Annotated in this window: 23 protein-coding genes, 1 tRNA gene and 1 pseudogene; 12 read left to right on the top strand and 13 right to left on the bottom strand. The window is 68.2% G+C overall.

All coding sequences use genetic code 11. The features are described 5' to 3' along the window. The first annotated feature begins 239 nt into the window (after positions 1-239). The 4 genes and pseudogenes from EV653_RS26670 (at position 240) to EV653_RS26655 (ending at position 4,013) form a co-directional block, all read left to right on the top strand. Positions 240-1,127 (top strand): annotated as a pseudogene (locus EV653_RS26670) (glycoside hydrolase family 43 protein). Between the two features lie 55 nt (positions 1,128-1,182). Beyond that, positions 1,183-2,109 carry a hypothetical protein gene (locus EV653_RS26665; RefSeq protein WP_238160107.1) on the top strand — a complete coding sequence of 309 codons (927 nt, stop codon included), beginning with the start codon at positions 1,183-1,185 and terminating at the stop codon, positions 2,107-2,109. A gap of 230 nt (positions 2,110-2,339) precedes the next feature. Further along, positions 2,340-3,080 carry a hypothetical protein gene (locus EV653_RS26660; protein WP_134106397.1) on the top strand — a complete coding sequence of 247 codons (741 nt, stop codon included), beginning with the start codon at positions 2,340-2,342 and terminating at the stop codon, positions 3,078-3,080. A 15-nt stretch (positions 3,081-3,095) separates the two neighbouring features. Further along, complete coding sequence (locus tag EV653_RS26655; RefSeq protein ID WP_238160105.1) at positions 3,096-4,013, top strand: hypothetical protein; 918 nt, start codon at positions 3,096-3,098, stop codon at positions 4,011-4,013. Here EV653_RS26655 and pdxR read toward each other — a convergent pair. Next, positions 4,000-5,367 carry a MocR-like pyridoxine biosynthesis transcription factor PdxR gene (gene pdxR, locus EV653_RS26650; RefSeq protein ID WP_134106396.1) on the bottom strand — a complete coding sequence of 456 codons (1,368 nt, stop codon included), beginning with the start codon at positions 5,365-5,367 and terminating at the stop codon, positions 4,000-4,002. The genes EV653_RS26655 and pdxR overlap by 14 nt on opposite strands. A gap of 69 nt (positions 5,368-5,436) precedes the next feature. Between pdxR and EV653_RS26645 the strand changes: the two genes are divergently transcribed. Then, on the top strand, positions 5,437-6,114 hold the full coding sequence (locus EV653_RS26645) for a pyridoxamine 5'-phosphate oxidase family protein (RefSeq protein ID WP_134106395.1): 678 nt from the start codon (positions 5,437-5,439) through the stop codon (positions 6,112-6,114). Here the strand turns inward: EV653_RS26645 and EV653_RS26640 are convergent. The 5 genes from EV653_RS26640 to EV653_RS26620 all read right to left on the bottom strand — a co-directional run bounded on the left by EV653_RS26640 (position 6,111) and on the right by EV653_RS26620 (position 9,819). Beyond that, entirely contained in the window at positions 6,111-6,896 is a 786-nt protein-coding gene (locus tag EV653_RS26640; protein ID WP_134106394.1) for an ABC transporter permease, read from the bottom strand. The two genes, EV653_RS26645 and EV653_RS26640, sit on opposite strands and share 4 nt — an antisense overlap. After that, positions 6,893-7,834, bottom strand: coding sequence for an ATP-binding cassette domain-containing protein (locus EV653_RS26635; RefSeq protein ID WP_134106393.1), 942 nt, complete (start codon positions 7,832-7,834; stop codon positions 6,893-6,895). The genes EV653_RS26640 and EV653_RS26635 overlap by 4 nt, the downstream gene beginning before the upstream one ends. A gap of 169 nt (positions 7,835-8,003) precedes the next feature. Continuing rightward, entirely contained in the window at positions 8,004-8,528 is a 525-nt protein-coding gene (locus tag EV653_RS26630) for an EXLDI protein (RefSeq protein ID WP_134106392.1), read from the bottom strand. A 60-nt stretch (positions 8,529-8,588) separates the two neighbouring features. Further along, positions 8,589-9,203: a hypothetical protein gene (locus EV653_RS26625; protein WP_134106391.1), complete on the bottom strand. Its 615-nt coding sequence runs from the start codon at positions 9,201-9,203 to the stop codon at positions 8,589-8,591. Between the two features lie 31 nt (positions 9,204-9,234). Beyond that, positions 9,235-9,819, bottom strand: a complete 585-nt coding sequence (locus EV653_RS26620; RefSeq protein WP_134106390.1) for a PQ-loop domain-containing transporter — start codon at positions 9,817-9,819, stop codon at positions 9,235-9,237. 81 nt (positions 9,820-9,900) lie between these two features. On the opposite strand from EV653_RS26620, the gene EV653_RS26615 reads away from it, so the two are divergent. Then, positions 9,901-10,347: an Lrp/AsnC family transcriptional regulator gene (locus tag EV653_RS26615; RefSeq protein ID WP_134106389.1), complete on the top strand. Its 447-nt coding sequence runs from the start codon at positions 9,901-9,903 to the stop codon at positions 10,345-10,347. Between the two features lie 160 nt (positions 10,348-10,507). On the opposite strand, the gene EV653_RS26610 is transcribed toward EV653_RS26615, so the two are convergent. After that, the gene (locus EV653_RS26610) at positions 10,508-10,768 is read right to left on the bottom strand and encodes a cell division protein CrgA (protein WP_130445510.1); all 261 of its coding nucleotides are present in this window, start codon (positions 10,766-10,768) and stop codon (positions 10,508-10,510) included. Between the two features lie 100 nt (positions 10,769-10,868). On the opposite strand from EV653_RS26610, the gene EV653_RS26605 reads away from it, so the two are divergent. After that, entirely contained in the window at positions 10,869-11,639 is a 771-nt protein-coding gene (locus EV653_RS26605) for a DUF881 domain-containing protein (protein ID WP_134106388.1), read from the top strand. A gap of 26 nt (positions 11,640-11,665) precedes the next feature. Continuing rightward, complete coding sequence (locus tag EV653_RS26600; protein WP_134106387.1) at positions 11,666-12,283, top strand: aminodeoxychorismate/anthranilate synthase component II; 618 nt, start codon at positions 11,666-11,668, stop codon at positions 12,281-12,283. A gap of 51 nt (positions 12,284-12,334) precedes the next feature. Here EV653_RS26600 and pknB read toward each other — a convergent pair whose 3' ends face one another. The 6 genes from pknB to EV653_RS26570 form a co-directional block, all read right to left on the bottom strand. Then, positions 12,335-14,170: a Stk1 family PASTA domain-containing Ser/Thr kinase gene (pknB, locus tag EV653_RS26595; RefSeq protein WP_134106386.1), complete on the bottom strand. Its 1,836-nt coding sequence runs from the start codon at positions 14,168-14,170 to the stop codon at positions 12,335-12,337. Positions 14,171-14,293: 123 nt separating this feature from the next. Then, a complete protein-coding gene (locus tag EV653_RS26590) occupies positions 14,294-15,748 on the bottom strand; it encodes a peptidoglycan D,D-transpeptidase FtsI family protein (RefSeq protein WP_134106385.1) in 1,455 nt (484 codons plus the stop codon). Further along, entirely contained in the window at positions 15,745-17,142 is a 1,398-nt protein-coding gene (locus EV653_RS26585; protein WP_134106384.1) for an FtsW/RodA/SpoVE family cell cycle protein, read from the bottom strand. Before EV653_RS26585 ends, EV653_RS26590 begins: the two co-directional genes overlap by 4 nt. Further along, the gene (locus EV653_RS26580; protein ID WP_134106383.1) at positions 17,139-18,545 is read right to left on the bottom strand and encodes a PP2C family protein-serine/threonine phosphatase; all 1,407 of its coding nucleotides are present in this window, start codon (positions 18,543-18,545) and stop codon (positions 17,139-17,141) included. The genes EV653_RS26585 and EV653_RS26580 overlap by 4 nt, the downstream gene beginning before the upstream one ends. A 10-nt stretch (positions 18,546-18,555) precedes the next feature. Next, on the bottom strand, positions 18,556-19,038 hold the full coding sequence (locus EV653_RS26575) for an FHA domain-containing protein FhaB/FipA (RefSeq protein ID WP_134106382.1): 483 nt from the start codon (positions 19,036-19,038) through the stop codon (positions 18,556-18,558). A gap of 10 nt (positions 19,039-19,048) precedes the next feature. Then, a complete protein-coding gene (locus EV653_RS26570) occupies positions 19,049-19,891 on the bottom strand; it encodes an FhaA domain-containing protein (RefSeq protein ID WP_166679561.1) in 843 nt (280 codons plus the stop codon). Between the two features lie 170 nt (positions 19,892-20,061). Here EV653_RS26570 and EV653_RS26565 point away from each other — a divergent pair. The 4 genes from EV653_RS26565 to EV653_RS26550 all read left to right on the top strand — a co-directional run bounded on the left by EV653_RS26565 (position 20,062) and on the right by EV653_RS26550 (position 24,142). Then, positions 20,062-20,145, top strand: a tRNA-Leu gene (locus tag EV653_RS26565). A gap of 159 nt (positions 20,146-20,304) precedes the next feature. After that, complete coding sequence (locus tag EV653_RS26560) at positions 20,305-21,060, top strand: ABC transporter ATP-binding protein (protein WP_134106380.1); 756 nt, start codon at positions 20,305-20,307, stop codon at positions 21,058-21,060. Continuing rightward, positions 21,045-22,880: a hypothetical protein gene (locus EV653_RS26555; RefSeq protein WP_134106379.1), complete on the top strand. Its 1,836-nt coding sequence runs from the start codon at positions 21,045-21,047 to the stop codon at positions 22,878-22,880. Before EV653_RS26560 ends, EV653_RS26555 begins: the two co-directional genes overlap by 16 nt. A gap of 287 nt (positions 22,881-23,167) precedes the next feature. Then, on the top strand, positions 23,168-24,142 hold the full coding sequence (locus EV653_RS26550) for a helix-turn-helix domain-containing protein (RefSeq protein ID WP_134106378.1): 975 nt from the start codon (positions 23,168-23,170) through the stop codon (positions 24,140-24,142). Positions 24,143-24,144: the final 2 nt, after the last annotated feature.

Genomic DNA, 24,144 nt, shown 5'->3' with positions numbered 1-24,144 from the left:
TGTTGGCTGCCTTCGGCGGTCAGCCGGAGGTTCGGCTGTGCGACGGGCACACTCGTTGGCCCGCCTCATCCACAACCCCGCCGAGTCGAGGCGAACGGTTCCGGCCCCGAACGCCGAGTCGTGAATAACGGCAGGTTTTCGGAACCACTCTCCACGACTCGGCGAGCGGGCGGGGTTGGCCGGTCTGAACCGAGGCATCAAAGCTTATGGGTCTGCCGCTACGTGAGGAGTCTTCATAGATGTTCTGCAATCCGGTGTACGACGGGAGTTTCGCTGATCCGCAGATCATTGCGGTGGGCAACGAGTACTTCGCCTTCGCGACGAACGGGCCGCTCGGCAACGTGCAGACGTTGACGTCGACGGACCTCGTGTCCTGGCGGCAGGTCGGTGACGCGCTGCCGTCGTTACCGGATTGGACCGCGCCCGGAAGGGTGTGGGCGCCCGAGGTCGCGGTGCATGCGGCGGACCGGTACGTCATGTACTACACGACGCGCGATCTCGCGTCCGGTCACCAGTGCGTCGGCGTCGCGGTCGCGTCCACACCCCAAGGTCCATATGTCGACAAATCTCCATGACCGCTCATCAGTCAGGCCGACGAGGGCGGCTCGATCGACGCGTCGCCGTTCCAGGACTCCACCGGCCGCCGCTGGCTGTACTGGAAGAACGACGGGAACGCGATCGGCGTCGACACCTGGATCTACGTCTCCGAACTGTCCGCCGACGGCCTCACGCTGACCGGTCCGGTGCACCGCATGATCAAGCAGGACCTGCCCTGGGAGGGCAACCTCGTCGAGGCCCCGTACATGGTCGAGCGCAACGGCAAGTTCCACCTCTTCTACTCCGGCAACGCGTTCGACAAACCGACGTACGCCGTCGGCCACGCCCTCTGCGACTCCCCGACCGGCCCCTGCACCAAGTCCGGCGACCCGATCCTGTCGTCCAGCGCGGACGCCGCCGGCCCCGGCCACAACATGGTCCTCGGCAACTGGTTCGTCTACCACGCCTGGAACCCAACCCAGGCAGGCACCGACCCCAAGGGCCGCACCATGTGGCTCTCCCAACTGACCTGGGACGCAGACACCCCCGTCGTACAACCGCCGTTGCGCAACAACCCGGCTGAGCCCTGACGCTCAGTGGGCTCTCAGTTCTATCGTGCTTGGTGGGGAGAGAGGGGGAGGGCAAATGTCCCGACCAAGCATCACATGCGCCTGCCTCGCGGCCGGCGCGGCGCTTCTTCTCACGACGGCATTTCTGCCGCCCGCACAAGCCGCGACGACTACCGCGGCGGTCACCTGCGAGATCAACGCCGGCTCGGTGACGGCAACCGGAGACCACACCTTCCGGCGGATCACCGCCACGACTCCACCGACCGTGCAAGCGTTTCCGACGCGAGTCGGGAAAGGGGTCTACGCGCCGGGTGAGGTCCGGCTCAGTTCAACGTTCCGCGAGGATTCCGAGGTGGGGTTCTTCACGGCGGTCGGATGGGTTGTCCGAGGTGATGTCCTGTCGCGTACCGACTACACCGTGGAGCCGACGCTCGGTAGCTACATCAGTCCACCGCAGCACATCCGGATCGGCGGCGGTTGGACGAGCTTCAGGCTGGTCGAGGAGAACGACTACACCCCGGTCCAGCACGGACAGACTCTGCGGGACTCGGCGTACGGGCTTCGGAGTGACGGCATGCTCTTCCGCTGGCGGGTGGACGGTCTCGTTTGGCGGCGGTCGGGAGAAGCACCCGGGTTCTCCGCCGTCAAGACCATGGCGCTGATCAGCAAGACCGCGAAGTACGACACGTTCCTGGCGAACACCCGCGGTGGTGCGCTCTACACGGTGCGCATCCCGACCAGCTCGCCGATGAAGCCTGTCGTCACGCGGGTGCGGACCACGACGTGGCAGGTGTTCGAGACGCTGGCCGCCGCGAAGTGCGGCAATACCGGCAGCCTTCTGCTCGGGATCGACAAGAACACCGCCTCGGCCTACCTGTACGCCGTGGGGCACGCCAACGGTCTGGCCACTGTCATCAAGGGGCTCGGCAAGGTCCCGGTGACGTTCGGCGATCCGGTCGACTTCCGGTGGCGGTTCGCCTTCGATCCGCTGAACGGCGATTGACGTAACCTTTTCGGTCCTGCTCGCATCTGGGTCTGTGGAAGGACCAGATCTGGGGAGGGATCGTTATGCGGCGGACTATTGTCTCCAGCCTGGCGGGGGCGGTTGCGTTGACTGCGGCGGTGTTTGTGTCATCGGCACACGCCGCCGGGTCGGCGGCGACCGGGGCATCATGCTCGCTGGCGCCGGGGTCGGTGCTAGACAGCGGGACGCAAGACAACGGTGGGATCACGGTGGGCTATCCGGCGCGGAGCGTCGGGCTGCCCGGGCCTGTCTTCGGCGTGTTTGCGCCGGGCGCGGTCCGATTCAGTACGACGTTCACGAGCGACGCGTCCAACTTGGGCGCCACGAACGACGGCTGGGTAGTGCAAGGCGACTCGTTGTACTACCGCCTCTACTCCATCGACACGATGAACGAGTTCGTCCCGGGCCTGCCGAACGTGACGCAGCGGATCGGTGGCGGGTGGTCGAACTTCACCGCGGTGGAGGTTTCCCAGACCACAGCGCGGACGACGGCGTACGGACTGCGCAGCGACGGCACACTGTTCCGCTGGTCGGTGATCGGCAGCGGTTGGCGGAGTGCCGGGTCGGCGACCGGGTTCGCGGCGGTGAAGTCGATGGCGTTGATCAGCAAGACCGCGACGTACGACACGTTCCTCGCGAACACCCGCGGCGGCGCGCTCTACACCATCCACATCCCGACCGCCGGACCGATGAAACCGATCGTGAAAACGGTCCGCACCAAGACCTGGCAGGGCTTCGAGAAGCTGCTCGCGAGCAAGTGCGGCAACTACGGCACGCTGCTCGTCGGCATCGACAAGGACACCAAGACGGCCCACTGGTACGCCGTTGGCCGCGCCAACGGTACCGCCACGGTGATCAACCACGTCAGCTCGGCCGCGGGCCGGTACGGCGCGCCGGTGTACTTCCGCTGGGGCAGCACCCCGGACATCGACCCACTCAACGGTGAATAAGGACTTGGAGGAGTTTTGAACCGAAGAAGGTTTGCCGCGGCACTGGCCGGCACCGTGGCTTTGGGTGGTGCCGTACTGGCGCCGTCCGCACACGCAACCGGCGCCGGCACGCAGAACGCGACCGCTGCCTGTACGGAGGACGTGGGATCTGTCACCGCGGCCGGTGCTCACACCGGCGCCACGGTCACGGCCGGGACGCCGCCGACGACGAGTGCGCCGGGTAGCACCGCCGGTGTCTTCAAGCCGGGACAGGTTCGCCTCAGCACCACCTTCGTCAGTGAGCCGAGCACCGGGGGCGTGGACCGCTCCGGCTATGTCGTGGAAGGCGACGGCCTCTACTACCGGTTCTACAACTTCAACGAGGGCGGGGACGCCCACGTCCGCATCGGTGGCGGCTGGTCGAGCTACACGTCGTTGGAGGCCGCCGAGTACGCCGAAGCTCCGGGCAGCACCACCTACTACCACCACTTCGCGTACGGGCTGCGCAGCGACGGCACATTACTGCGTTGGAACCTGACCGGGAGCGCCTGGCGCAGTGCCGGTTCGGCGAACGGGTTCGCGTCGGTCAAGTCGATGGCTCTCATCAGCAAGACCCGGACGTACGACACCTTCCTCGCGAATACCCGTGGCGGCGCGCTGTACACCATCCGGATCCCGATCACGTCGCCGATGAAGCCGATCGTGAAACAGGTCCGCACCAAGACCTGGCAAGGCTTCGAAACCTTGATCGCCGAGAGGTGTGGCAAGTACGGCACGCTCCTGCTCGGCATCGACAAAGACACCAGGACGGCCAACCTCTACGCCGTTGGCCATGCCAACGGAACGGCGACCGTGATCAACGGCCTGGGCAAGGTTGCGAACGGCACCTATGCCGACCCGGTCTACTTCCGCTGGAGCGTCGTGGCCCCGGGCGACCAACTCAACGGCGACTGAGGACCTCGGTCAGGATTGTCAGGGCTCGGTGTAGGTCGGACGTCGACGGCGTCGCGTAGCCGATTACCAGCCCTGGCGGTCCTGGGACGCTGCGTCGGTACTCCGACAGCGGGGCGACGACAACGCCGGCCTGACGAGCTGCGGCAGCGATGCGGAGATCGTCGGCGTCGTCGGGCAGCAGCAGCGTGACGTGCAGGCCGGCGTCCTGGCCGATGACCTGGCCGTACGGCGAGAGCGCGGCGACCGTGTGCGTACGCCGGTCCGCGTACAGGCGGCGACCGCGGCGTACGGCCTGGTCGAGGTAGCCGTCGCGGAGCATCGCGAGCAAGGCGGCCTGCATCGGCCAGCCGGGCCAGTCGCCGGAGTTGGCGCGGAACGTGGCGAGGCGGTCGACCGTCTCCTCGGACGCGACCAGCCAACCGAGGCGGAGCGCGGGGCTGAGCGTCTTCGACAGCGTGCCGAGGTGGACGACGCGCTCGAGGTCCAGTTGGGCGAGCGCGGGCAGCGGCGCGACGTCGTACCGGAACTCGCTGTCGTAGTCGTCCTCGATCAGCTGGGCGCCGGTACGCCGCGCCCAGCGGATCAGTTCGTTGCGTCGGGCAACGGGTAGCCGGCCGCCGAGCGGGTACTGGTGTGACGGCGTGACGTAGACCGCGGTCGCGTCGTCCGTCAGCGCATCGACCTGCAGACCGTCCTCGTCGACCGGGACGTCGACGATCTCGAGCCGGTGGTCGCGCGCGGCGACCACCGCGTTGAGATAGCCGGGATCCTCGATCGCGATCCGGTCGCCGGCCTGCCGGGTCACGGTGAGGAGCAGGCGCAGTCCGTGCACCGTGCCGTTGGTGACGAGCACGTTCTCGGGTCCGCAGGCGATTCCGCGGACTCGCCCGACGTGGTCGGCGAGCGCGGCGCGCAAGGCGGGGAGGCCGGCGGCGTCGTCGTACCCGCGCGGCGGAGATTGCGTCGACACCTCACGCCAGGCGCGACGCCAGCCGGGGTCAGGCGCCGGAGCGATGTACGGGATGCCGGGCCGCAGCGTCAGCAGTTCGGCGTCGGGATTCGCCAGATGCGGGGTATGACGTCGTACGGCGGGCTGCAGCGGGACGACGTCCGTGACGAACGTGCCGGCGCCGATACGGCCTTCGATCCAGCCCTCGGCGTGCAGCTGGTCGTACGCCGCCTGTGTCACGGACCGCGAGACGGACAGGTCCCGGGCGAGGTCGCGGGTGGACGGGAGCCGGTGGCCTGCCTGGAGCCGGCCGTCGAGGACAGCGGCCCGGAACTGCTCCGCCAGCTGCAGATGCAGCGGGAGGCCGGCAGCGCGGTCGATGGTCAGCGGGAGCGAGCTCTCCACGAATGGACTACCTGATTCGAACGGGAATGGACCGTGCCAGCATGCCACTCCGGCCAGCACTCTGATGCCATGACCAGTCCACTGCAGCCGACCGCTCGGACACAACTCCGCCGCTCGAAGGAACGTGCCGCGACCGATCGCGAGGCGCTGTACGACGTACTGCTCGACGGCATGTTCTGTCATCTGGGCGTCGTGGTCGACGGCGCTCCGCTGGTCCTGCCGACGGCGTACGGCGTGGATCTGGATCGCGGGCCGGACGGGACGCTGTACCTGCACGGCTCGGTCGCCGCGCGCAGCGTGGTCGCGGCGCCGGAGCAGACGATCTGCGTGACCATCACCCACACCGACGGGCTGGTACTGGCGCGGTCCGCGTTCCACCACTCGGTGAACTACCGGTCTGCGGTCATCTTCGGCGTACCGCGGCTGATCACCGACCCGGACGAGAAGCTGCACGGTCTCAACCGGATCGTCGACCATCTCGTCCCCGGCCGGTCGACCGCCGTACGGCCGCCGAACCGCAAGGAGCTGGCCAAGACCTCGGTGCTCGCGCTCTCGCTCACCGAAGCGTCGGTGAAGACTCGTAACGGGCCCGCCAACGACGACGAGCAGGACCTCGACCTGCCCTACTGGACAGGCGTGATCCCGCTCCACGTCGTCGCCGGCGAACCGGAGAACAATCCCGACTGTGACCTGTTGGTGCCCGCCCACGTCCGCACCCGCGCGAACCTGATGGGCGCACCGAGCTAGGCCACCGTCCCCTTGTTGTAGTTCTTCTGAGCCCAGAAGTAGCCGACGATCGCGATCGCCAGGCACCAGGCCAGGGCCAGCCAGCCATCGCCGTTGTCCATCGGCGTTCCCAGCAGGAGGTGCCGCAGGGTGTCGATGATCGGGGTGAACGGCTGGTACTCCGCGAACCACCGGATGCCGCTCGGCATCGCGTCCAGCGGGATGAACGTGTTGCTGAGGAAGGGCAGCAGCAGGCTGATCGGCAGGACGATGTTGCTCGCGCTCTCCGGCGTCTTGCTGGTCAGCCCGAGCGCGATCGCGAACCAGGTCAGCGCGACGGTCACCGCGATCAGCAACCCGGCCGCCAGCAGCCATTCACCGACCGACGCGTTCGGGCGGAACCCGATCAGGACGGCGAAGCCGACGACCAGGCACAGGCTCACGATGGTCAGGATCACGTTGCCGAGCACGTGCCCGGTCAGCACGGCCGGCCGGAAGATCGCCATCGTCCGGAACCTGGCGACGATGCCCTCGGTCATGTCCATGCAGACCGCGACCGCGGGCGACATCGTCCCGGAGGCGATCGACATCAGCAGGATGCCCGGGGTGAGGAAGTTGATGTAGTCGCCGCGTCCGCCCCCGCCGCCGAGACCGTTCGAGAACGTGTCGCCGAAGATCAGGCCGAACAGCAGGATCATGATGACCGGCATCCCGAGGGCGCCGAGGGACAGGCCCGGGTACCGCTGGGCGTGCCGTAGGTTGCGGCGGAGCATGGTGCCGGTGTCCTGCAGTGCGTAACTCATTTCGCGGCAACTTTCTCGGTGGGCTGACCGGTGACGGCGAAGAAGACGTCATCCAGGTCGGGCGTGTGGACAGTGAGTTCGTCGACCTCGAGCGAGGCGTCGTCGATCCGGGCCAGCAGATAGCGCAGCGCGTGCACACTGCCGTCGTTCGGCACCTGCAGAACCAGCGATTCCCGATTCGGTACTGCGGTCGGCAGCACCTGTCCGGCCAGCGAGAACGCGTCCGGCGAGGTGAAACGCAGCCGGATGTGTCCGCCCGGTGCGAGCCGCTTGAGCTCTTCCGGCGTACCTTGGGCGACCAGTCGTCCGTGGTCGAGGACGGCGATCCGGTCGGCCAACTGGTCGGCCTCGTCGAGGTACTGCGTGGTGAGCAGGACCGTGACGCCGCCGGCGACCAGTTCGCGGATCATCGTCCACATGCTGTGCCGGCTGCGCGGGTCGAGACCCGTGGTCGGCTCGTCGAGGAAGATGATCTGCGGGCGACCGACCAGGGTCATGGCGAGATCCAGACGACGCTTCATGCCGCCGGAGTACGTCATCGCCAGTTTCTTGCCGGCCTCGATCAGGTCGAACTGCTCCAGCAGCTCGTCCGCCCGTCGCCGGGCCTGCTGCTTGCCCAAGTGGTACAGGTCGGCCATCAGGATCAGGTTCTCCCGACCGGTCATCAGGCCGTCGACCGCGGAGAACTGCCCGGTGACGCCGATCGCGGCGCGGACCGCCTCGGGGTTGCGGTGCAGGTCGTGGCCGGCCACCCGGATCTCGCCGGCATCGGCGGTGACGAGGGTGGACAGGATCTGCACCGCGGTGGTCTTGCCGGCGCCGTTCGGGCCGAGCAGGGAGAAGATGGTGCCTTCGGCAACGTTCAGGTCGATGCCGTCGAGCACGAGTTTCTCGTCGTAGGACTTGCGCAGTCCGATGACGTCGATCGCAGCTGACATGAGTGTTCCTCGCAGGTGTTCGGGCAGGGGGAACCTGCCCCCAGGTGGCCAAGGGGTTGTTTCAGGGCGTGTTCGACCGCCCCGCGACCTGGCTCAGGTCGCCGGTGGTGGCGTCAGCGCCCCACTCCCGGCGCGGAAGGCGCCGTAGTTTTCGTTTGTGTCGTGGGGTCTAGATGTCGAGGTCCTCCACCGCCGGTTGATTGGCGGCTTCCTCGACCAGCTCGTAGAGGTCTTCGGGGATCAGCTCGCGAAGCTCCTCGACGGTTTCGACGATGTTCAGCGTGGCCTCGCCCTGCGCCATGCTCCAGGACTGGTCGCTGCTCCAGTTGCCGACCCAGGAGCGCCAGCCGGACAGATAGCGCTCGTCGTCGCCGCTGACCGTGTACTGGCTGCGGCGATCGGCATGCAGGACGAACTTGCCGGTCCGGCTCCGGTAGACCTTGAAGGCCTCGTAGCCGGTGCTGCTCGACCGCCCGCCTTCGGCCAGCAGTACGCCGGAGAACCGCTGCTTGCGGCCGGCGCCCCGGCCGACCCGCACGGTGATCTCGTCGTACCCCTCGAGCCGTCCTTCTTCGAGCTCGACGTACTTCCGCAGCGCGATCGAGATCGCCGAAGACAGGTTCCCGGCGAGCTCCTGCGCCTTCTTGTACAGCGGCAGGTCGTCGTCGGACACGTAGATCGTCTTGTTAGGCATCGGTCTCTCCTCCTACGTAGAACTATACGCAGAAGGCTACGCACATGTCTACATATATCTCTACGTAGATGCAGGCGAGTACAGCCAGGGCTGTTTGAGGTCGAAGAACTCCGGCGGCTCGGCGTCGAGCGAGTCGAGCTCGTCGACCAGCGCCTTCAGCTCCGCCGGCGGCTCCTTCCGCTCACCTTCGCGGGCTTCCGCCTCGGAGGTGAAGTAGAAGGTCGTCGCGAAGCGGTCGTCGTCGAACAGCGCGAAGGTGCGGCCGATCACCTCAGGCCGGAGCGCGAGCCACGGGGTCGGATCGGTCGCCAGCAGCTCCCGCACGCGCTCCGGGTTCGAGACCCGCCCCCGAATCACCTGTACGAAGCCGGCCATGTCCGGGTCGCCGTACATGGCGGGCGTGATGTCCTCGGAGTCGTAGAAGGCGGCGTCGCCACTGAATAGTGACGAGAACTCGTGCCACCACTTGTCCTGCGCCGGCGACTCGCTGTTGCGCCGCGCTGCATCAGCGGACTCGAAGCGGGCCAGTGCAATGAACCTTCCGTCCGCGGTGACGCCGGCGGTGGTCCCCAGCCAGCCGGGCGCCTCGGGCGCGAGTTCTTCCATCCACCGATCCATCGCGGCGTGCGCCTGCTCGGCGTCGGTGACCTGCCCCTGGATGACCTGTACGAACATGGTGCGACCCTCCCCGGTCTCCCCCAGGTCGCTACCGCTGCTTCGACAGTACGCCCGCCTGTTGTGCCCGGGCGAGCATGAGAATGCCGGCCAATACGCCGGTCGCCCCGAGGGTGATCAGTCGGGGATCGGTTTTCCACAGGCCGAAGGCGAGCCAGCAGGACAGTTCCCCACAGACGAGCGCCCACGTGCCCTTCGAGATGCCGGTCGGGTGAGCGGTGCGGTACGCCGTCCATAGGGAAGGTGCGACCTGGACGATCGAGGCGGCGGCGAGGAGAGTACCCAGGCCGACCCGTCCGCCGAGAGCTGCCGCGAGAGCGAGGAGCCCCGCCCATGCGCAGATCCAGCGGATGGCTTCGCGGTTGAGAGCGCCGCGGCGTACGAGCATCACCGAGACAGTGCCGGCCAACGTGCTTGCGGCGGTCGAGGGCAGGCTCGCGGTCCAGTAGCCGGAGGCCATGAAGTAGCAGAACCAGGCGGCGTTGTTGATGCTCGTCAGCGTCGCCCACGCCCAGGAGACTCCGGCGGTGTCCCCGGTCCGGCGGAGTTTGAGGATCTGTGGAAGGTACTGCGGAATGCCGAAGCAGGCTGCTGCGACGGGCAGAAGGTCGAGCATGGCGCAAGATTACTGCTGAATCCTCGAACTTATCTTGCGACTTCATGCTCAATCAGGCGCTCTAAGGATAGGATTCTTGGCATGGATGCGATTGATCGCAAGATCCTTGCGGTGCTCCAGGCCGAGGGCCGGCTGACGGTGACCGAACTGGCTCAGCGGATCGGGCTGAGTGCCGCCCCGTGTCATCGCCGGCTGCGGGAGCTCGAGCGCGGCGGGGTGATCTCCGGCTACCGGGCCGTGGTCGATCCGGGCGCGGTCGGGCACGGGTTCGAGGTGCTGCTCGCGGTCACGATGGACCGGGAGGAGTCGGTGGCCGGGTTCGAGGCGGGGCTCGAGCAGATCCCGGAGGTGGTGCACGCGGAGCGGCTGTTCGGCGAGCCGGACTACTTCGTCCGGGTGGTCACAGCGGATATCGCGACGTTCCAGCGGCTGCGCGACGAGCGGCTGGCGCGGCTGCCGGGTGTCCAGCGGATGACCTCGACGATCGTGATGAAGAAGGTCGTGGACAACCGGCCGCTGCCAACGTGAACAGTGTGGAAACTCATCCACTCAAACCTGATTTATCCACAGATTTGAGCGATTTCGGAGCGGTTTTCGTGGAGAAGTAACGGTCAGCTTGGGGATAACTCGCCCGAATCGGTGTGCACAACTGGGGATACGGGTGTGGATAACTCTCGGACGAGCGGGGTCAGACCCACTGCGTGGAGACCACGAACCCGACCGCGATCAGGCCCATGCCGATCAGCAGGTTCCAGTTGCCGAGGTCCTTCATCACCGGGATGTCCTGGCCGGCCACGTAGAAGACGACCAGCCAGGCGAGACCGAGCAGCCAGCAGAACAGCATCAGCGGCGCGACCCACACGCGGCTGGTGGTACGCGGCCTCTTCGGGGTCTTCTCGACCTTGACCTTCTCGGTCTTCTTCTTGTTGCGACTGCTCGACTCGGGCACGACTGAACTCCTTGTAAGGACGGACGCATAAGCTGACCGCAACGACCTGTGCGGGTCGGTCCGGGTTAGCGTAGTGCAGACAGCAACGTGGAGATCACTGGTGCGTAGGTTGAGGCGGATTTCGCTGTGGCGCGTGGGTGCGCCGCTGGCGCTGCTGTGCGCCGGTCTGCTGTTCGCGACCAGTGCCACCAACGCCCGGGGCACGGACCTACGGCCCAGTCGCAACACTACGCTCGCGGGCCTGGTGGAGGAACAGAGCCGCCGTAGCGCCAGCCTGGTCCGGCAGCACGCGGCACTGACCCACGACATCGAGGCGCTGCAGGCGCAGCAGGGATCGATCGACCCGAAGCTGGCCATGCAGTTCGAGGACCTGTCCGAGCAGGTCGGCACCCGTCCGGTCGTCGGCCCGGGGCTGACCGTCACCCTCCGGGACGCGCCGCCCGAGGTGGTCAAGGAGAACCCGGACGTCGACGAGAACTGGCTGGTCATCCACCAGCAGGACATCCAGGCCGTGGTGAACGCACTGTGGGCGGGTGGCGCCGAGGCGATGACGATCCAGAACCAGCGCGTCATCTCCACCACCGGGGTCAAGTGCGTCGGCAACTCCGTCGTACTGCACGGTGTCCCGTACCTCCCGCCGTACACGATCAGCGCGATCGGCGACCGGCGGAAACTGCAGAAGGCGCTCGACGACTCGCAGTACATCGAGAACCTGCAGGACTACGTGGTGAAGTTCCAGCTCGGGTACGACGTGAAGAACGAGTCCTCGATCTCGATGCCTGCCTACGAAGGCACCCTGGACCTCCAGAGCGCCACCGTGCCCGGTTATCCACAGACCCCGTCGGCCAGTCCGTCGGTCACCGGCCGGTAAGGGTCGGAGCTGTCACAATGGTCTGCATGCCGCGGATCCTTGTCGTCGACAACTACGACTCCTTCGTCTACAACCTGGTGCAGTACCTGCAGCAACTGCACGCCGACACCACCGTGCTGCGTAACGACGAAGTCACCCCCGACCAGGCCGGTGAGTTCGACGGTGTCCTGCTCTCCCCCGGTCCCGGTACGCCGGAAGAAGCCGGCGCCTGCGTGGACATCGTGAAGGAGAAGGGTGGCGTGGTCCCGATCTTCGGGGTCTGCCTCGGTCTCCAGGCGATCGGCGTCGCGTACGGCGGTGTCGTCGGCCGGGCGGACGAGCTGCTGCACGGGAAGACCAGCCAGGTGTTCCACGAGGGCGCCGGCGTGCTCTCCGGACTCCCCTCGCCGTTCACCGCGACCCGGTACCACTCGCTCGCGATCGCGCAGGACACCGTGCCGGACGAGCTGCAGGTGACCGCACGCACCGAGGCCGGCGTGATCATGGCGGCCCGGCACCGCGACCTCCCGGTCGAAGGCGTGCAGTTCCACCCGGAGTCGGTGCTGACCGAGGGCGGTCACCGGATGCTCGCCAACTGGCTCGCAATCTGCGGCGACGAGGATGCGGTCGCGCGCTCGGTCGGCCTCGCGCCGGTCGTCAGCTAGGGAACAAACGAAAACCCCCGGGGCCGAAGCCGCCCCGGGGGTTCTGTTGTCTCATCCGCCGATCGTGATGCCCGGCGAGCTCGGTGTCTCCGTCGGTGTGTCCGTCGGCTGGCTCGGCGGCGGGGTCGGTTCCTGCGGGTTGTTGACCGTCAGCGTGACCGTGGTGCCCTTCGGCTTCTTGGTACCGCCCGGGATACTCTGCGCGAGCACGATGCCGTCCGGCGAGTTCGGGTCATTTCCGTACTTGTACCCGACCTGGAAGCCGAGATCCTTCAACTGCTTGGCCGCGTCGTCGGCCGGAACCGTCACGACGTTCGGAACCTCGACGTTCGTGACGCCGCTGGACACCGTCAGCGTGAACTCCTGACCCGACGGGTACTGCCCGTTCGGGTCCGGGCTGACCGCGAGCACCGTGCCCTTCTTCTCGTCGCTGTCCTGCTCGACGACCTTGTCCTTGACCTTGAAGTTCGCGGCGGTGCCTTCGAGCGCCTTGCGCGCGGCGGACTCCGACTTGCCGATCACGTCCGGCACCGGGAACGCACTCCGCCCCGACGAGAACACGACGGTGACCGTCGAATTCTGCTCGGCCTCGGTCCCGGGCGCGGGGGTCTGCCGGATCGCGGAGCCGCGGCCGACCGTGTCGCTGGTCTCGGACGGTCCTTGAGCGAACTTCAGACCCTTGTCGGTCAGCAACGCGGTCGCTTCGGCGACCGATTTGCCGGTGACGTCCGGCACGGCGACCTTCGCCACCGGTGTGTTCGTCGCACCACCGCCGGCGTTGTTGTCCTTGCCCAAGTGGGTGAACAGGGCATACGCACCGACCGCGATCGCCACGATCGCCAGGCCCAGCAGGAAGTAGGCCAGGCCGCGGTTGCGCCGCGACCGCCCGTCGTCGTCCTCTTCCAGGTCGTCGCCGCCCGGCGGGAGGATGTCATTCCCCGCGGTCTGGCGGTAGGCCTGGGTGGCAGCCGCGGCGACCGTGGTCGGCGCCATCGCCCGGGTCTCGGCGACGGCGGCCATCGGCGCGGTCACCTGCTGGCCGGCCAGCACCCGGTGGATGTCGGCCCGCATCTCGGCGGCGCTCTGGTACCGCTCCTCGCGGTTCTTCGCCAGCGCCTTCAGTACGACGGCGTCGACCTCCGGCGGGATGTCCGGGTCGAACGACGACGGCGGCAACGGCTGTTCCCTGACGTGCTGGTAGGCCACCGACACCGGCGACTCACCGACGAACGGGGGACGCCCGGTGAGCAGTTCGTACAGCAGGCAGCCGGTCGAGTAGAGGTCGGAGCGGGCGTCGACGGTTTCGCCGCGGGCCTGCTCCGGGGACAGGTACTGCGCGGTGCCGATCACGGCCGCGGTCTGGGTCATCGTCGAGGACGTGTCGGCGACCGCGCGGGCGATGCCGAAGTCCATCACCTTGACCTGACCCTGCGGGGTCAGCATCACGTTTCCGGGCTTGATGTCGCGGTGCACGATGCCGGCCCGGTGGCTGTAGTCGAGCGCCTCGAGCACACCGGAGGTGATCTCCAGGGCGCGCTCGGGCATGATCTTGCGGCCTTCGCGGATCAGGTCCCGCAGCGTCTTGCCGGTGACGAGCTCCATCACGATGTACGGGATCGTGACGCCGGAGCCGTTCGGATCGGGCTCCTCGCCGGTGTCGTACACCGACACGATGGTCGGGTGGTTGAGTGAGGCGGCCGACTGGGCCTCGCGGCGGAACCTGGCCTGGAAGGTGGCGTCACTGGCCAGATCGACCCGCAGCCGCTTGATGGCGACCGACCGGCCGAGCCGGTTGTCCACACCCCTGCGGACCTCGGCCATGCCGCCGCGGCCGAGCGGTTCGCCTTCTTCGTATCGGCCGCCGACGAGACGTGCCTGCGATGTCATGACCTCAGCCTTCCAACCTGTCTGTGAGACACAAAAACACACTCAACCTGCCCACGGTAGCGGCCGCCACACGTGGTTCCCCGTTGGAAAGACGCGCCGTGACGGCATCATTCCGTATCGTGCTCATTGGCTCAGCACCGCCTCCATCACCGACTTGGCGATCGGTGCGGCCAGCCTGCCGCCGGCGATGTCGTCCCGGGCGATGTCGGCCTTCTCGATCAGCACCGCGACCGCGATCTTCGGGTCGTCGGCCGGTGCGAACGCGGTGAACCAGGCGTACGGCGGCCGGTCCTTCGAGGTCTGCGCCGTACCGGTCTTACCGGCCACCTGGACGCCGCTGATCTGACCCGGCTTGCCGGTGCCGTTGTTGACGACGTCGACCATCATCGCGGTCAGCTGGGACGCGACCTGCGGAGTGACCGCCTGGTGCAGCGATTCCGGCTTGGTCTCCGAGACCGTCTTCAGGTCCGGGGTCTTCACGTTCTGGACGAGGTACGGCTTCATCACCTCGCCCTTGTTCGCGATCCCGGCCGCCACCATCGCCATCTGCAGCGGCGTGGCGCGGACGTCGAACTGGCCGATCGCGGACTGCGCGGTCTGCGGCTCGTTCGGGTCGCCGGGGAACTGGCTGGTGGCCACGCTCGGCAGCTCGGCCAGCGGCCGCGCCCCGAAACCGAACTTGGCGGCCTGCTCGCGCAGCGCGTCCGGCCCGAGCGCCAGGCCGACGCTGCCGTACGCCGTGTTGCACGAGTAGCGCAGCGCGACCGTCAGCGTGGCATTGTTGCTGCCGCCGCAGTTCTTGCCGTCCTCGTTCACCAGCGGGACCGTCGTCTGCGGGAGCGGCAGCTCAGCCGGCGAGCTCACCTTGGTGTCCGGCGTGTACTTGCCGCTGGACAGCGCCGCGGCCGCGGTCACCAACTTGAACGTCGAGCCGGGCGGGTACAGCTCCTGCGCCGCGCGGTTCGACAGCGGCCGGTCCTTGTCCTCGTTCAGGCTCTTCCAGGCGGCGTCGACCTTCGTGCTGTCGTGGGAGGCCAGCCGGTTCGGGTCGTACGACGGCGTGGTCGCCATCGCCAGGATCTTGCCGGTCTTCGGCTCGATCGCCACCACCGCGCCGGTCTTCGAGCCCAGGCCCTTGTACGCCGCCTGCTGGGCCGCGGCGTTCAGGGTCAGCGTGACGCTGCCGCCCTGCTGGGGCCGGTTGCTGATCACGTCGATGATCCGCCGGAACGCCATCGACGGATCCGAGCCGTTCAGCTCGGAGTTCATCGTCAACTCGATCCCGGCGCGGCCGAACCGGTAGGAGTAGAAGCCGGTCACGGGTGCGTACACCGGGCCGGACGGATACGTGCGCTGGTACTTGAACCGGTCGTTGGACGGCTTGCTCTGCGCGACCGGCGTACTGCCGATCAGGATCGGGCCGCGGTTCACCGAGAACTGCGAGTCGCGGACCCGGTTGTTGTCGTTGCGGCCGTTGATCTCGTTCGCCCGGAAGGCCTGCAGGTACGTCGAGTTCGCCATCAGCGCGAGCATCAGGATCATCGCCGCCACGGCCAGTCGTCGGATCGCCGAGTTCACTGTTTCTGCACCGCCATCGCGATCGTTTCGTCGGACACGGGAGCGGCCGGGGTCTGCGGCCGCCGGGCCTGGTCGCTGATCCGCAGCAGCAGCGCGATGATCGCCCAGTTCGCGACCAGCGACGTACCGCCGAGGGCCATGAACGGTGTGGCCAGACCGGTGAGCGGGATCAGCCCGGTCACGCCGCCGACGATCACGAACACCTGCAGCGCGAACGACATCGCCAGACCGGTCGCGATCAGCTTGCCGAAGATGTCGCGGCAGCCGAGCGCCGTCCGCAGACCGCGCTCGATGATCAGCGTGTAGACCAGGATGATCGCGATCAGGCCGGTCAGGCCCAGCTCCTCGGCGAACGAGGAGATGATCATGTCGCTCTGCGCGTAGAGCGTCGCCTCCGGGTGGCCCTGGCCGAGACCGCGGCCGAGGATGCCGCCCCAGGCCTGGCCCATCAGCCCGAGCTTCACCTGGCCGCCGTCGATCGCCCACGGGTCGAGCCAGTCGGTGACGCGGCGGTGCACGTGGCCGAATGTCGCGTACGCGAAGTACGCGCCGCCGACGAACAGCAGACCACCGATGATCAGCCAGCCGGCCCGCTCGGTGGACACGTACAGCAGGAACAGGAACAGGCCGAAGAACAACAGCGACGAACCCAGGTCGCTCTCGAACACGAGCACGCCCAGGCTGACTCCCCAGGCGATGCCGATCGGGCCGAGGTCGCGGGCCCGCGGCAGGTCGAGCCCGAGGAACCGGTGCCCGGCCAGCGTCAGCACGTCGCGTTTGACCACCAGGTAGCCGGCGAAGAACACGACCAGGCAGATCTTGGCGAACTCACCGGGCTGGAACGACATGCCGGCCAGCCGGATCCAGATCCGGGCGCCGTTCAGGTTGACGCCGAGGCCGGGGATCAGCGGCAGGACCAACAGCACCAGACCGGCCAGGCCGGCGGTGTAGGTGAGCGCCTGCAGCCGGCGGTGATCTCTGATCACAAGGATGACGACCAGGAACAGCACGACGCCGACCGCGGTCCAGGTGATCTGCTGCGGCGCCGCCGGGGACTTCGGCGTGGCGCCCCTCGCCTCGGCGACCAGCGCCAGGCCGAGGTCGATCCGGTGGATCATCGCAACGCCGAGACCGTTCAGCAGTACTGCGCAGGGCAGCAGCACGGGGTCGGCGTACGGCGCCCGGTAGCGCAGCGCGAAGTGGGCGATCAGGGCGAGCAGCGTGATGCCGGCGGCGTAGTACCCGGTGCTGGCGGGGACTTCGTTCTGGACGGTGATGCCGATGTTCACGTACGCGCCGACCGAGACCGCGATCGCGATCACGAGCAGCAGCAGCTCCACCCCGCGCCGGGTGCGCGGAATGATCTGGATGACCGATGTAGGGGCGTAGCTCATCGGACTCCGTCGCAGTCGTCCGGGCTGCCCGGCGTGGTCGTACCGCCCGGGCTGGTCGGCGTCGTCGACGGGTGCACGACCGGAGTCGTCACCGGCGGCTTGGAGACGGGCGGCTTCGACACCGGGGGTTTCGACACAGGCGTACTCGGCTTCGGTGTCGGAGTGGGGGTCGGCTTGGTCTTCGCGGCGCACTCGGCAGCGGTCTGCTGCAGCTCGGCGACGATCGACCGGGCGCCGGCCAGGTTGTCCGCCTGGATGTTGCCCTCCACCTGCTCCCGGCTGTACGTCGGGAGCTTGTCGACCTGCAGGGATTGGCGCTCGTACACCTTCGACAGGTCGAGCCCCGGAAGGTCCGCCTCGACACCCTTGAAGATCGCCACGTAGTCGCCGTCGGAGCCGACGTAGTACTGCTTCTGGGTCCAGCTGTACGCGAACCAGCCGCCGCCGCCGATCAGCCCGAGGATGATCACGAGTACGGCGATCCGCCGCAGCCAGGGGAACCGCTTCGGCGGACGCGGTGCGTACCGAAGCTCCTCCGGGTCGAGGGCGGCGCCGTGGCCACCGCCGCCGTGCCCGCTGCCGCCGGTGCGGAGCGCGACCGTCGGCTCGCCGCGGCCCGTGCTGCCCTGGGCCAGCTCGGCGGCCGCACCCACCAGCTGCGGCTGGACGCCGCTCGAGGGCTCCGTCTCGACGACGTCGGCGACCACGCAGGTGACGTTGTCGTTCGAGCCTGCCTCGAGCGCGTGTGTGATCAGCTCGACGACGACGGAGTCCGGCGTACCGGAGGCCATCGAGGCGGCGATCACCTCGTCGCTCACGTAGTCGGGCAGTCCGTCGCTGCACAGCATCAGCCGGTCGCCGGCCTGGACGTCGAGGATCTCCAGGTCCGGATCGGAGTCTGGGCGGCCGTCGAGCACGCGCAGGATCAGGTTGCGGTGCGGGTGGGAGAAGGCCTCCTCCTGGGAGATCCGGCCCTCGTCGACCAGCGACTGCACGAAGGTGTGGTCGTGGCTCAGCTGGTACAGCACTCCGTCGCGCATCCGGTAGGCGCGGGAGTCGCCGAGGTGCGCTAGTCCGAGCTGTTTGCCGTCGAACATCAGCGCGGTGACGGTCGAGCCCATGCCCTCGCGCTCGGGGTCCTCCTCGACCAGCTCGGACAGCCGCTCGTTGGCCCGGTGGACCGCGCCGGCCAGCGCCTCGATCATGTCCTCGCCGCCGATCTCGGCGGTGTCCAGCCGCCGGATCACCTGGACCGCCGCCGCGCTGGCGACCTCACCGGCCGCGGCGCCGCCCATTCCGTCGGCGAGCAGCAGCAGGTGCGGACCGGCGTACGCCGAGTCCTCGTTGTTGCGGCGCACGCGTCCGACGTCGGACAGTGTGGCGTAGTCGAGCGAGAGGGTCATCGAGGCAGGCCTACTTCGCGATGTTCAGCGTCGTCCGGCCGATCCGGATCGAACCGCCGATCTCGGCCGGGACCGGGCGGGTGACCCGCTGGCCGTCAAGGTACGTGCCGTTGGTGGAGCCGAGATCCTCGACCCACCACTGGCCCTCGGACAGGAACAACCGGGCGTGCCGGGTGGAGGAGTAGTCGTCGTCGAGCCGGATCTGGCAGTCCGAACCGCGGCCGATGATCACCGGCTCCTCGGTCAGCGAGGCGCCGACACCGGCCTGCGGCCCGTCCGCGATCGTCACCGACGCGGGCAGGCCCTTGCGCTTCTTGGCCGGCTTGACGGCCTTCGGCGTCCGGGTGTTCTGCGGCGCGACGGCCGCCGCGGCCCGGCTGTCCACCTTCGCTCCGAACAGGTCGGACCTGATCACGGACAGCACCGCGAGGACGAACATCCACAACAGGGCCAGGAACCCCAGTTTGATCAGGGTCAGGGTCAGTTCCGACATGGACTTCCGGTCACCACCCGCTGCTCGGCGGCTGGGCCATCGGCTCGTCCGCCAGACGCAGGGTCATCGTCGTGTTGCCGATCCGCACCGTCGAACCGTCGACCAGTTCCGCCTCGGTGCTGCGGCGGCCGTTCACCAGCGTGCCGTTGGTGGAGCCGAGATCGACCAGCACGACCCGGATACCGTCCGGGCCCTCCGGCATCAGCCGGATCTCGGCGTGCCGCCGGGACACGCCAGGGTCGTTGATCTGGATGTCCGCGTCGGTACCGCGGCCGAGCACGACGCCGGGCGGGTTGACCGGGCGGCGACGCCCGTTCACCTCGAGCATCACCTGCGGGTGACCGCGGCGCGGGGACGGCTGCGGCTCGTACTGCGGCTGGTACTGGGGCTGCGGCGGGCTGACCGGCTCGGGCGGCACGTAGGGCTCCTGCTGGTAGGGCTGGGGCTCGGGCTGCTGGTAGGCGGCCGGGCGACGCTGTGGCGTCCCGACCGTCTCGCTGACCACCCGGAACTTACCGGTCGGGAGGTCGTCCTGCTGAACCAGCTCGATGTCGATCGGCCCGGAGAACGTGTACCGCTGGATGTCGGCGTGGTCCCGGAGCTCGTTGGCGAGCTCGTGGTTCAGGGTCCGGCCGTAGGCGTTCAGCCGCTCGAAGTCGTCCGGACCGAGCTCGATGACGAAGTGGTTCGGCACCAGCCGCCGGTCCCGGGACAGGATCCGCGCGGTGTTGTCGATCTCACGCTTGAGAGCCGCCGCGAGTTCGATCGGCTCGACATCACCCTTGAAAGCGCGCGCGAAGACACCGCTGACAATGCCTTCCAAGCGTCGCTCGAAGCGCTGTAGCGGTCGCACGCCTCCTCCTCCACGGTCGGTACGCCAAAGATCGTCCACCGGTCGAGGCGGACACACCGGGTACGACGATCGATCGTATCGGGAGGTTCGACCGAACCCGCAATGTGAAGCACCCGGACAACCCGTGCTAATGTTCCTTCTCGTCGCCGGGAGCAGCATCCGGCGACTGCGCGCGGGTGGCGGAATAGGCAGACGCGCACGGTTCAGGTCCGTGTGCCCGAAAGGGCGTGGGGGTTCAACTCCCCCCTCGCGCACAAAGAATGTCCCGGTCGATCGACCGGGACTTTTTCTTTCCCGGGCTGTGTCGCCCGTCACTCCCGCTACGGAAGGTAGCCGGGGGCCATCTGGCGGATGGGGACCATCAGCCGTCCGGGGGACGTCCGGTGACGGTGCCCGGTGGGAAAGTGTTCGGCATGGAGCAAGCACTCGAGCTCGTGGGGCTGACCAAGGTGTTCGGGGACGAGCGGGCGGTTGACGAGCTGAGCCTGAGCGTGCCGAGTGGGTCGTTCTTCGGGGTGCTGGGGCCGAACGGGGCCGGGAAGACGACGTCGTTGTCGATGGCGGTCGGTCTGTTGCGGCCCGACGGCGGTACGGCGCGGATCTTCGGAGTGGATGTCTGGCGGGAGCCGACGAAGGCGAAAGCTCTGGTCGGGGTGCTGCCGGACGGGCTGGGGATGCCGGAGCGGCTGACCGGGCGGGAGGTGCTGACGTACCTCGGTCTGTTGCGGGGGTTGCCCGAGGACGAGGTCGGGCGGCGGACCGCCGAGTTGCTGGAGGTGCTCGAGCTCGATCACGAGGACGACAAGCAGGTCATCGGGTACTCCACCGGAATGCGGAAGAAGCTCGGCCTCGCGGTCGCGCTGCTGCACGCGCCGCGCTTGCTGGTGCTGGACGAGCCCTTCGAGGCGGTCGATCCGGTGTCGGCGGCGACGATCCGGACCATCCTGCACCGGTTCATCGCCGGCGGCGGCTCGGTGGTGATGTCGAGTCATGTGATGGCGTTGGTCGAGCAGCTGTGCGATCGCGTCGCGGTGGTCGCGGACGGCAAGGTAGTTGCCGCAGGCACCGTTTCGGAGGTGCGGGCCGGCGGCACGCTGGAGGATGCGTTCGTGTCGCTGGTCGGCGCGTCGACGCGTGGAGCGGACGGCCTGACGTGGCTCTCGCACTGACGTACAACACGTCCCACACGCTGGTCCGGATGCGGCTGGCCGCGTTCCGGCATGCGCTGCAGGACCAGCTCCGGCTGACCTGGATCGTCACCGGCGGGTTCGTCGGCCTGGTGCTCGCGGGCGGAACGATCTGGGTCGCGGTGAAGGGCGACACCGACGTACTGGCCGTGGTGCTCGCGGTCTGGATGCTCGGCTGGGTGGTCGGTCCGCTGTTCGCGGGCGGTGGCGACGAGACGCTCAAGCCGGAGTACTTCACGATGATGCCGCTGTCGCCGCGGACGCTCTCCACCGGACTGCTGGTGGCTGCGTTGGCCGGCGTCGCACCGATCATCAGCCTGATCGCCCTGCACAGCCTCGTCATCGCAGGAGCGAACGTCGTCGCCGCTCTGGTTGCAGTGCCGGCACTACTACTCCAGCTCTTCTGCTTCATCCTCGCATCCCGGCTCGCCGTCGCGGTGTACGGCGTACTGCTGCAGGTGCGAGCCGGTGCGGTGATCGCGGCGCTGGTGAACGCGTTCATCCTCGCGTTCACGGCGCAGGGCTGGGCGCTGATCGTGGCGTTCGTGTCCACCGACGTACAGGGCACGATGGCCAGGGCAGCGCGGATCGCGCCGTCTGGCTGGGGTCTGGTGGCTGTAGAAGCGGCCGGACGCGGTGACTGGCCCAGAGTCCTCGCGGCACTGGCCGGACTGGTCGTGCTGGGTGTGGTGATGCTCGTGGCTTGGTCGGCGCTGCTGGTGCGCCGGACAACTGCGTCGAGAGCCGGCGGCAAGGTACGACGCCCGCTGGGCGGGACCAATCCGCGGAGTGGTGCAGGTGCGAAGGAACTGCGCTCGTGGACCCGCGACCTGCTCTACGGACACAAGGCGGTCTTCGCGATCAGCTACGGCCTGTTCTTCTGCATGATGCCGCTGGCGCTCGGTTGGAAGGCGATGCTGCCGTGGGCCGGTCCGGCCGCCGTCGTGATGGCCGCTGCGATGTCCGCCAACCTGTACGGCGCAGACGGTACGGCGCTGTGGACCACACTGATGACGCCCGGCGCCAATGGGCCGGATGTGCGCGCCCGCCAGCGCGCGTTCTTACTCGTCTTCGGTCCGATCACGCTGGTCATCACGCTGTTGCTGACCTGGTGGTCCGGCTACGCCGGCGCCTGGCCGCTCGTGCTGAGCGTGCTGCCCGCACTGCTCGGGGGTGCGGCCGGTCTGGTCGTGGCAAGTTCGGTCTACGCCGCCGTACCGACGACAGATGCGCACAAGCGGTCCGGCAATCCGCTGAACTCCGGTGAGAACGAGGGCGAGACGATGGGCATCGTCTACGTGATGCTCGTGCTGGTCGCGTCGACCTGTGCACCGGCTCTGATCGCGGCGCTCAACGTCGGCTGGTGGGGCGTGCCGATCGGAGTGCTGTCCGGCGTACTCGCGTGGTGGTACTTCGGCCGGCTGGCGATCCGGCGTCTCGATCGGCGTGGTCCCGAGCTCCTGACGCTGCTCAGGCATGGCCGATCGCCCGCGGAGCAGGCGAGGAAGACCGCGGGGCTCGACGCACTGCCCAAGTGGAAGCGGACCATGGCGGGACTGTGCCTCGGGTTCGCGGCGATCCCGCTGTTCCCGCAGGCCGTCGTACCGGCGATCTTCAAGCTGACCGGGAACGACGACACGCGGTCCTGGTTCCTGGCGCTCTACCAGACCGGACCGTGGCAGTGGGTAGTGATCGTGCTGATGGCCGCGTTGGGCCTGTCGATGTACGCGTTCGGCGGGCTTACCTACTACCACGCGAAGAAGCGCGCTCCGGGTGCGTCGGTCGCGGCAGCCGCAGGGTAGGCGCCCCTCGGTGCCGGGCGGTCGGGGCGATGGTCCGGTGGTTGCGCAGCATCCAGATGGCGACTGCGGCCGCGGCGATCAGGCCGGCGATCCCGGCGTAGTCGGTCATGCTCATCATCGGTTCTTTCTCCAGGGCGGTGGGCTCGGCGGCGGCGAGTTCCGCTGGCGTCTGACCCGAAAGTGACGGCCCCTCAGCCTTTCCGTGATGGCACGGGAGTGTCGTGGCTGGACAGTGCCAATAGGAAAGGCCCGGATTCCTGAAAGGGTGGGGCCCGGAGGTGGGGCGGATGCAGGACGGCTCGTTACTCGATGCGCGGGAGGAGCAGACGTACCGGCTGCTGGTCGGCCTGTCCGCCGCGCGGGCCGCGGAGCTCGCCGAGGTCGCCGAGCTCCCGCAGCACGAGGCCGACGAGGTGCTGCAGCGCTTGCAGGCGAAGGGGCTGGTCACAGTCCAGGCGGCGGACGAGCCGGTGTTCAGCCCGCTGCCGCCGGATGTGGCCTTCGGTACGACGCTGCTGCGCCGCCAGGAGTCGCTCGAGGCCGCCCGGAAGACCGTGGCCGCGCTGAGCGAAGAGTTCCGGGCGAGCGCGAGCCGCCGGGATGCACACCACCTGGTCGAGGTGATCGTCGGCGCCACCACGCTCCGGGAACGGCTGCGCGACCTGCAGAACGCGGCCCGCGAGGAAATCCTCTGGTTCTGTCGCGCGAACCCGCTGGCGATGCAGGGCGCCGACAACACCGAGGAGTACGGCGCTCTGTCGCGCGGCGTGCGGTACCGCGCCATCTACGAACGGGCTCTGATCGAGACGCCCGGTGAGCTCGACTCGATCGCCGAGGGGGTCAGCTGGGGCGAGGAAGCCCGGGTACTGCCGACGCTGCCGGTGCGGATCGCGATCGTGGACCGGTCGACCGCGATCTGCCCGCTGGTCCGCGACGACGAGAGCATCGGAGAACCGTCTGCCGCGATCATCAACCGCGGCCAGCTCCTGGACGCGCTGCTGGCGCTCTTCGAGAGCTACTGGGAGCTGGCGACGCCGGTGCGGCTCCAGCCCGATGACGACCAGCCGGTGGAAGGACTGGACGACTCCGAGCGGCTGCTGCTCTCACTACTGGTCGCCGGGGTGCCGGACAAGTCGATCGCGACGCAGCTGGGCATCAGCCGGCGGACAGTGCAACGCCGCCTGGATCGCCTGATGGCTCTGGCAGGTGTAGATACCAGGACCGGTCTGGCGTTCCAGGCGGCGAAGCGCAACTGGCTCTGAGC

It is taken from the genome of Kribbella pratensis, assembly GCF_004365355.1.
Classification (GTDB): Bacteria; Actinomycetota; Actinomycetes; order Propionibacteriales; family Kribbellaceae; genus Kribbella.
Note: the sequence above shows the minus strand (reverse complement) of the source record. Positions and strands in the feature narration are given on the sequence as shown.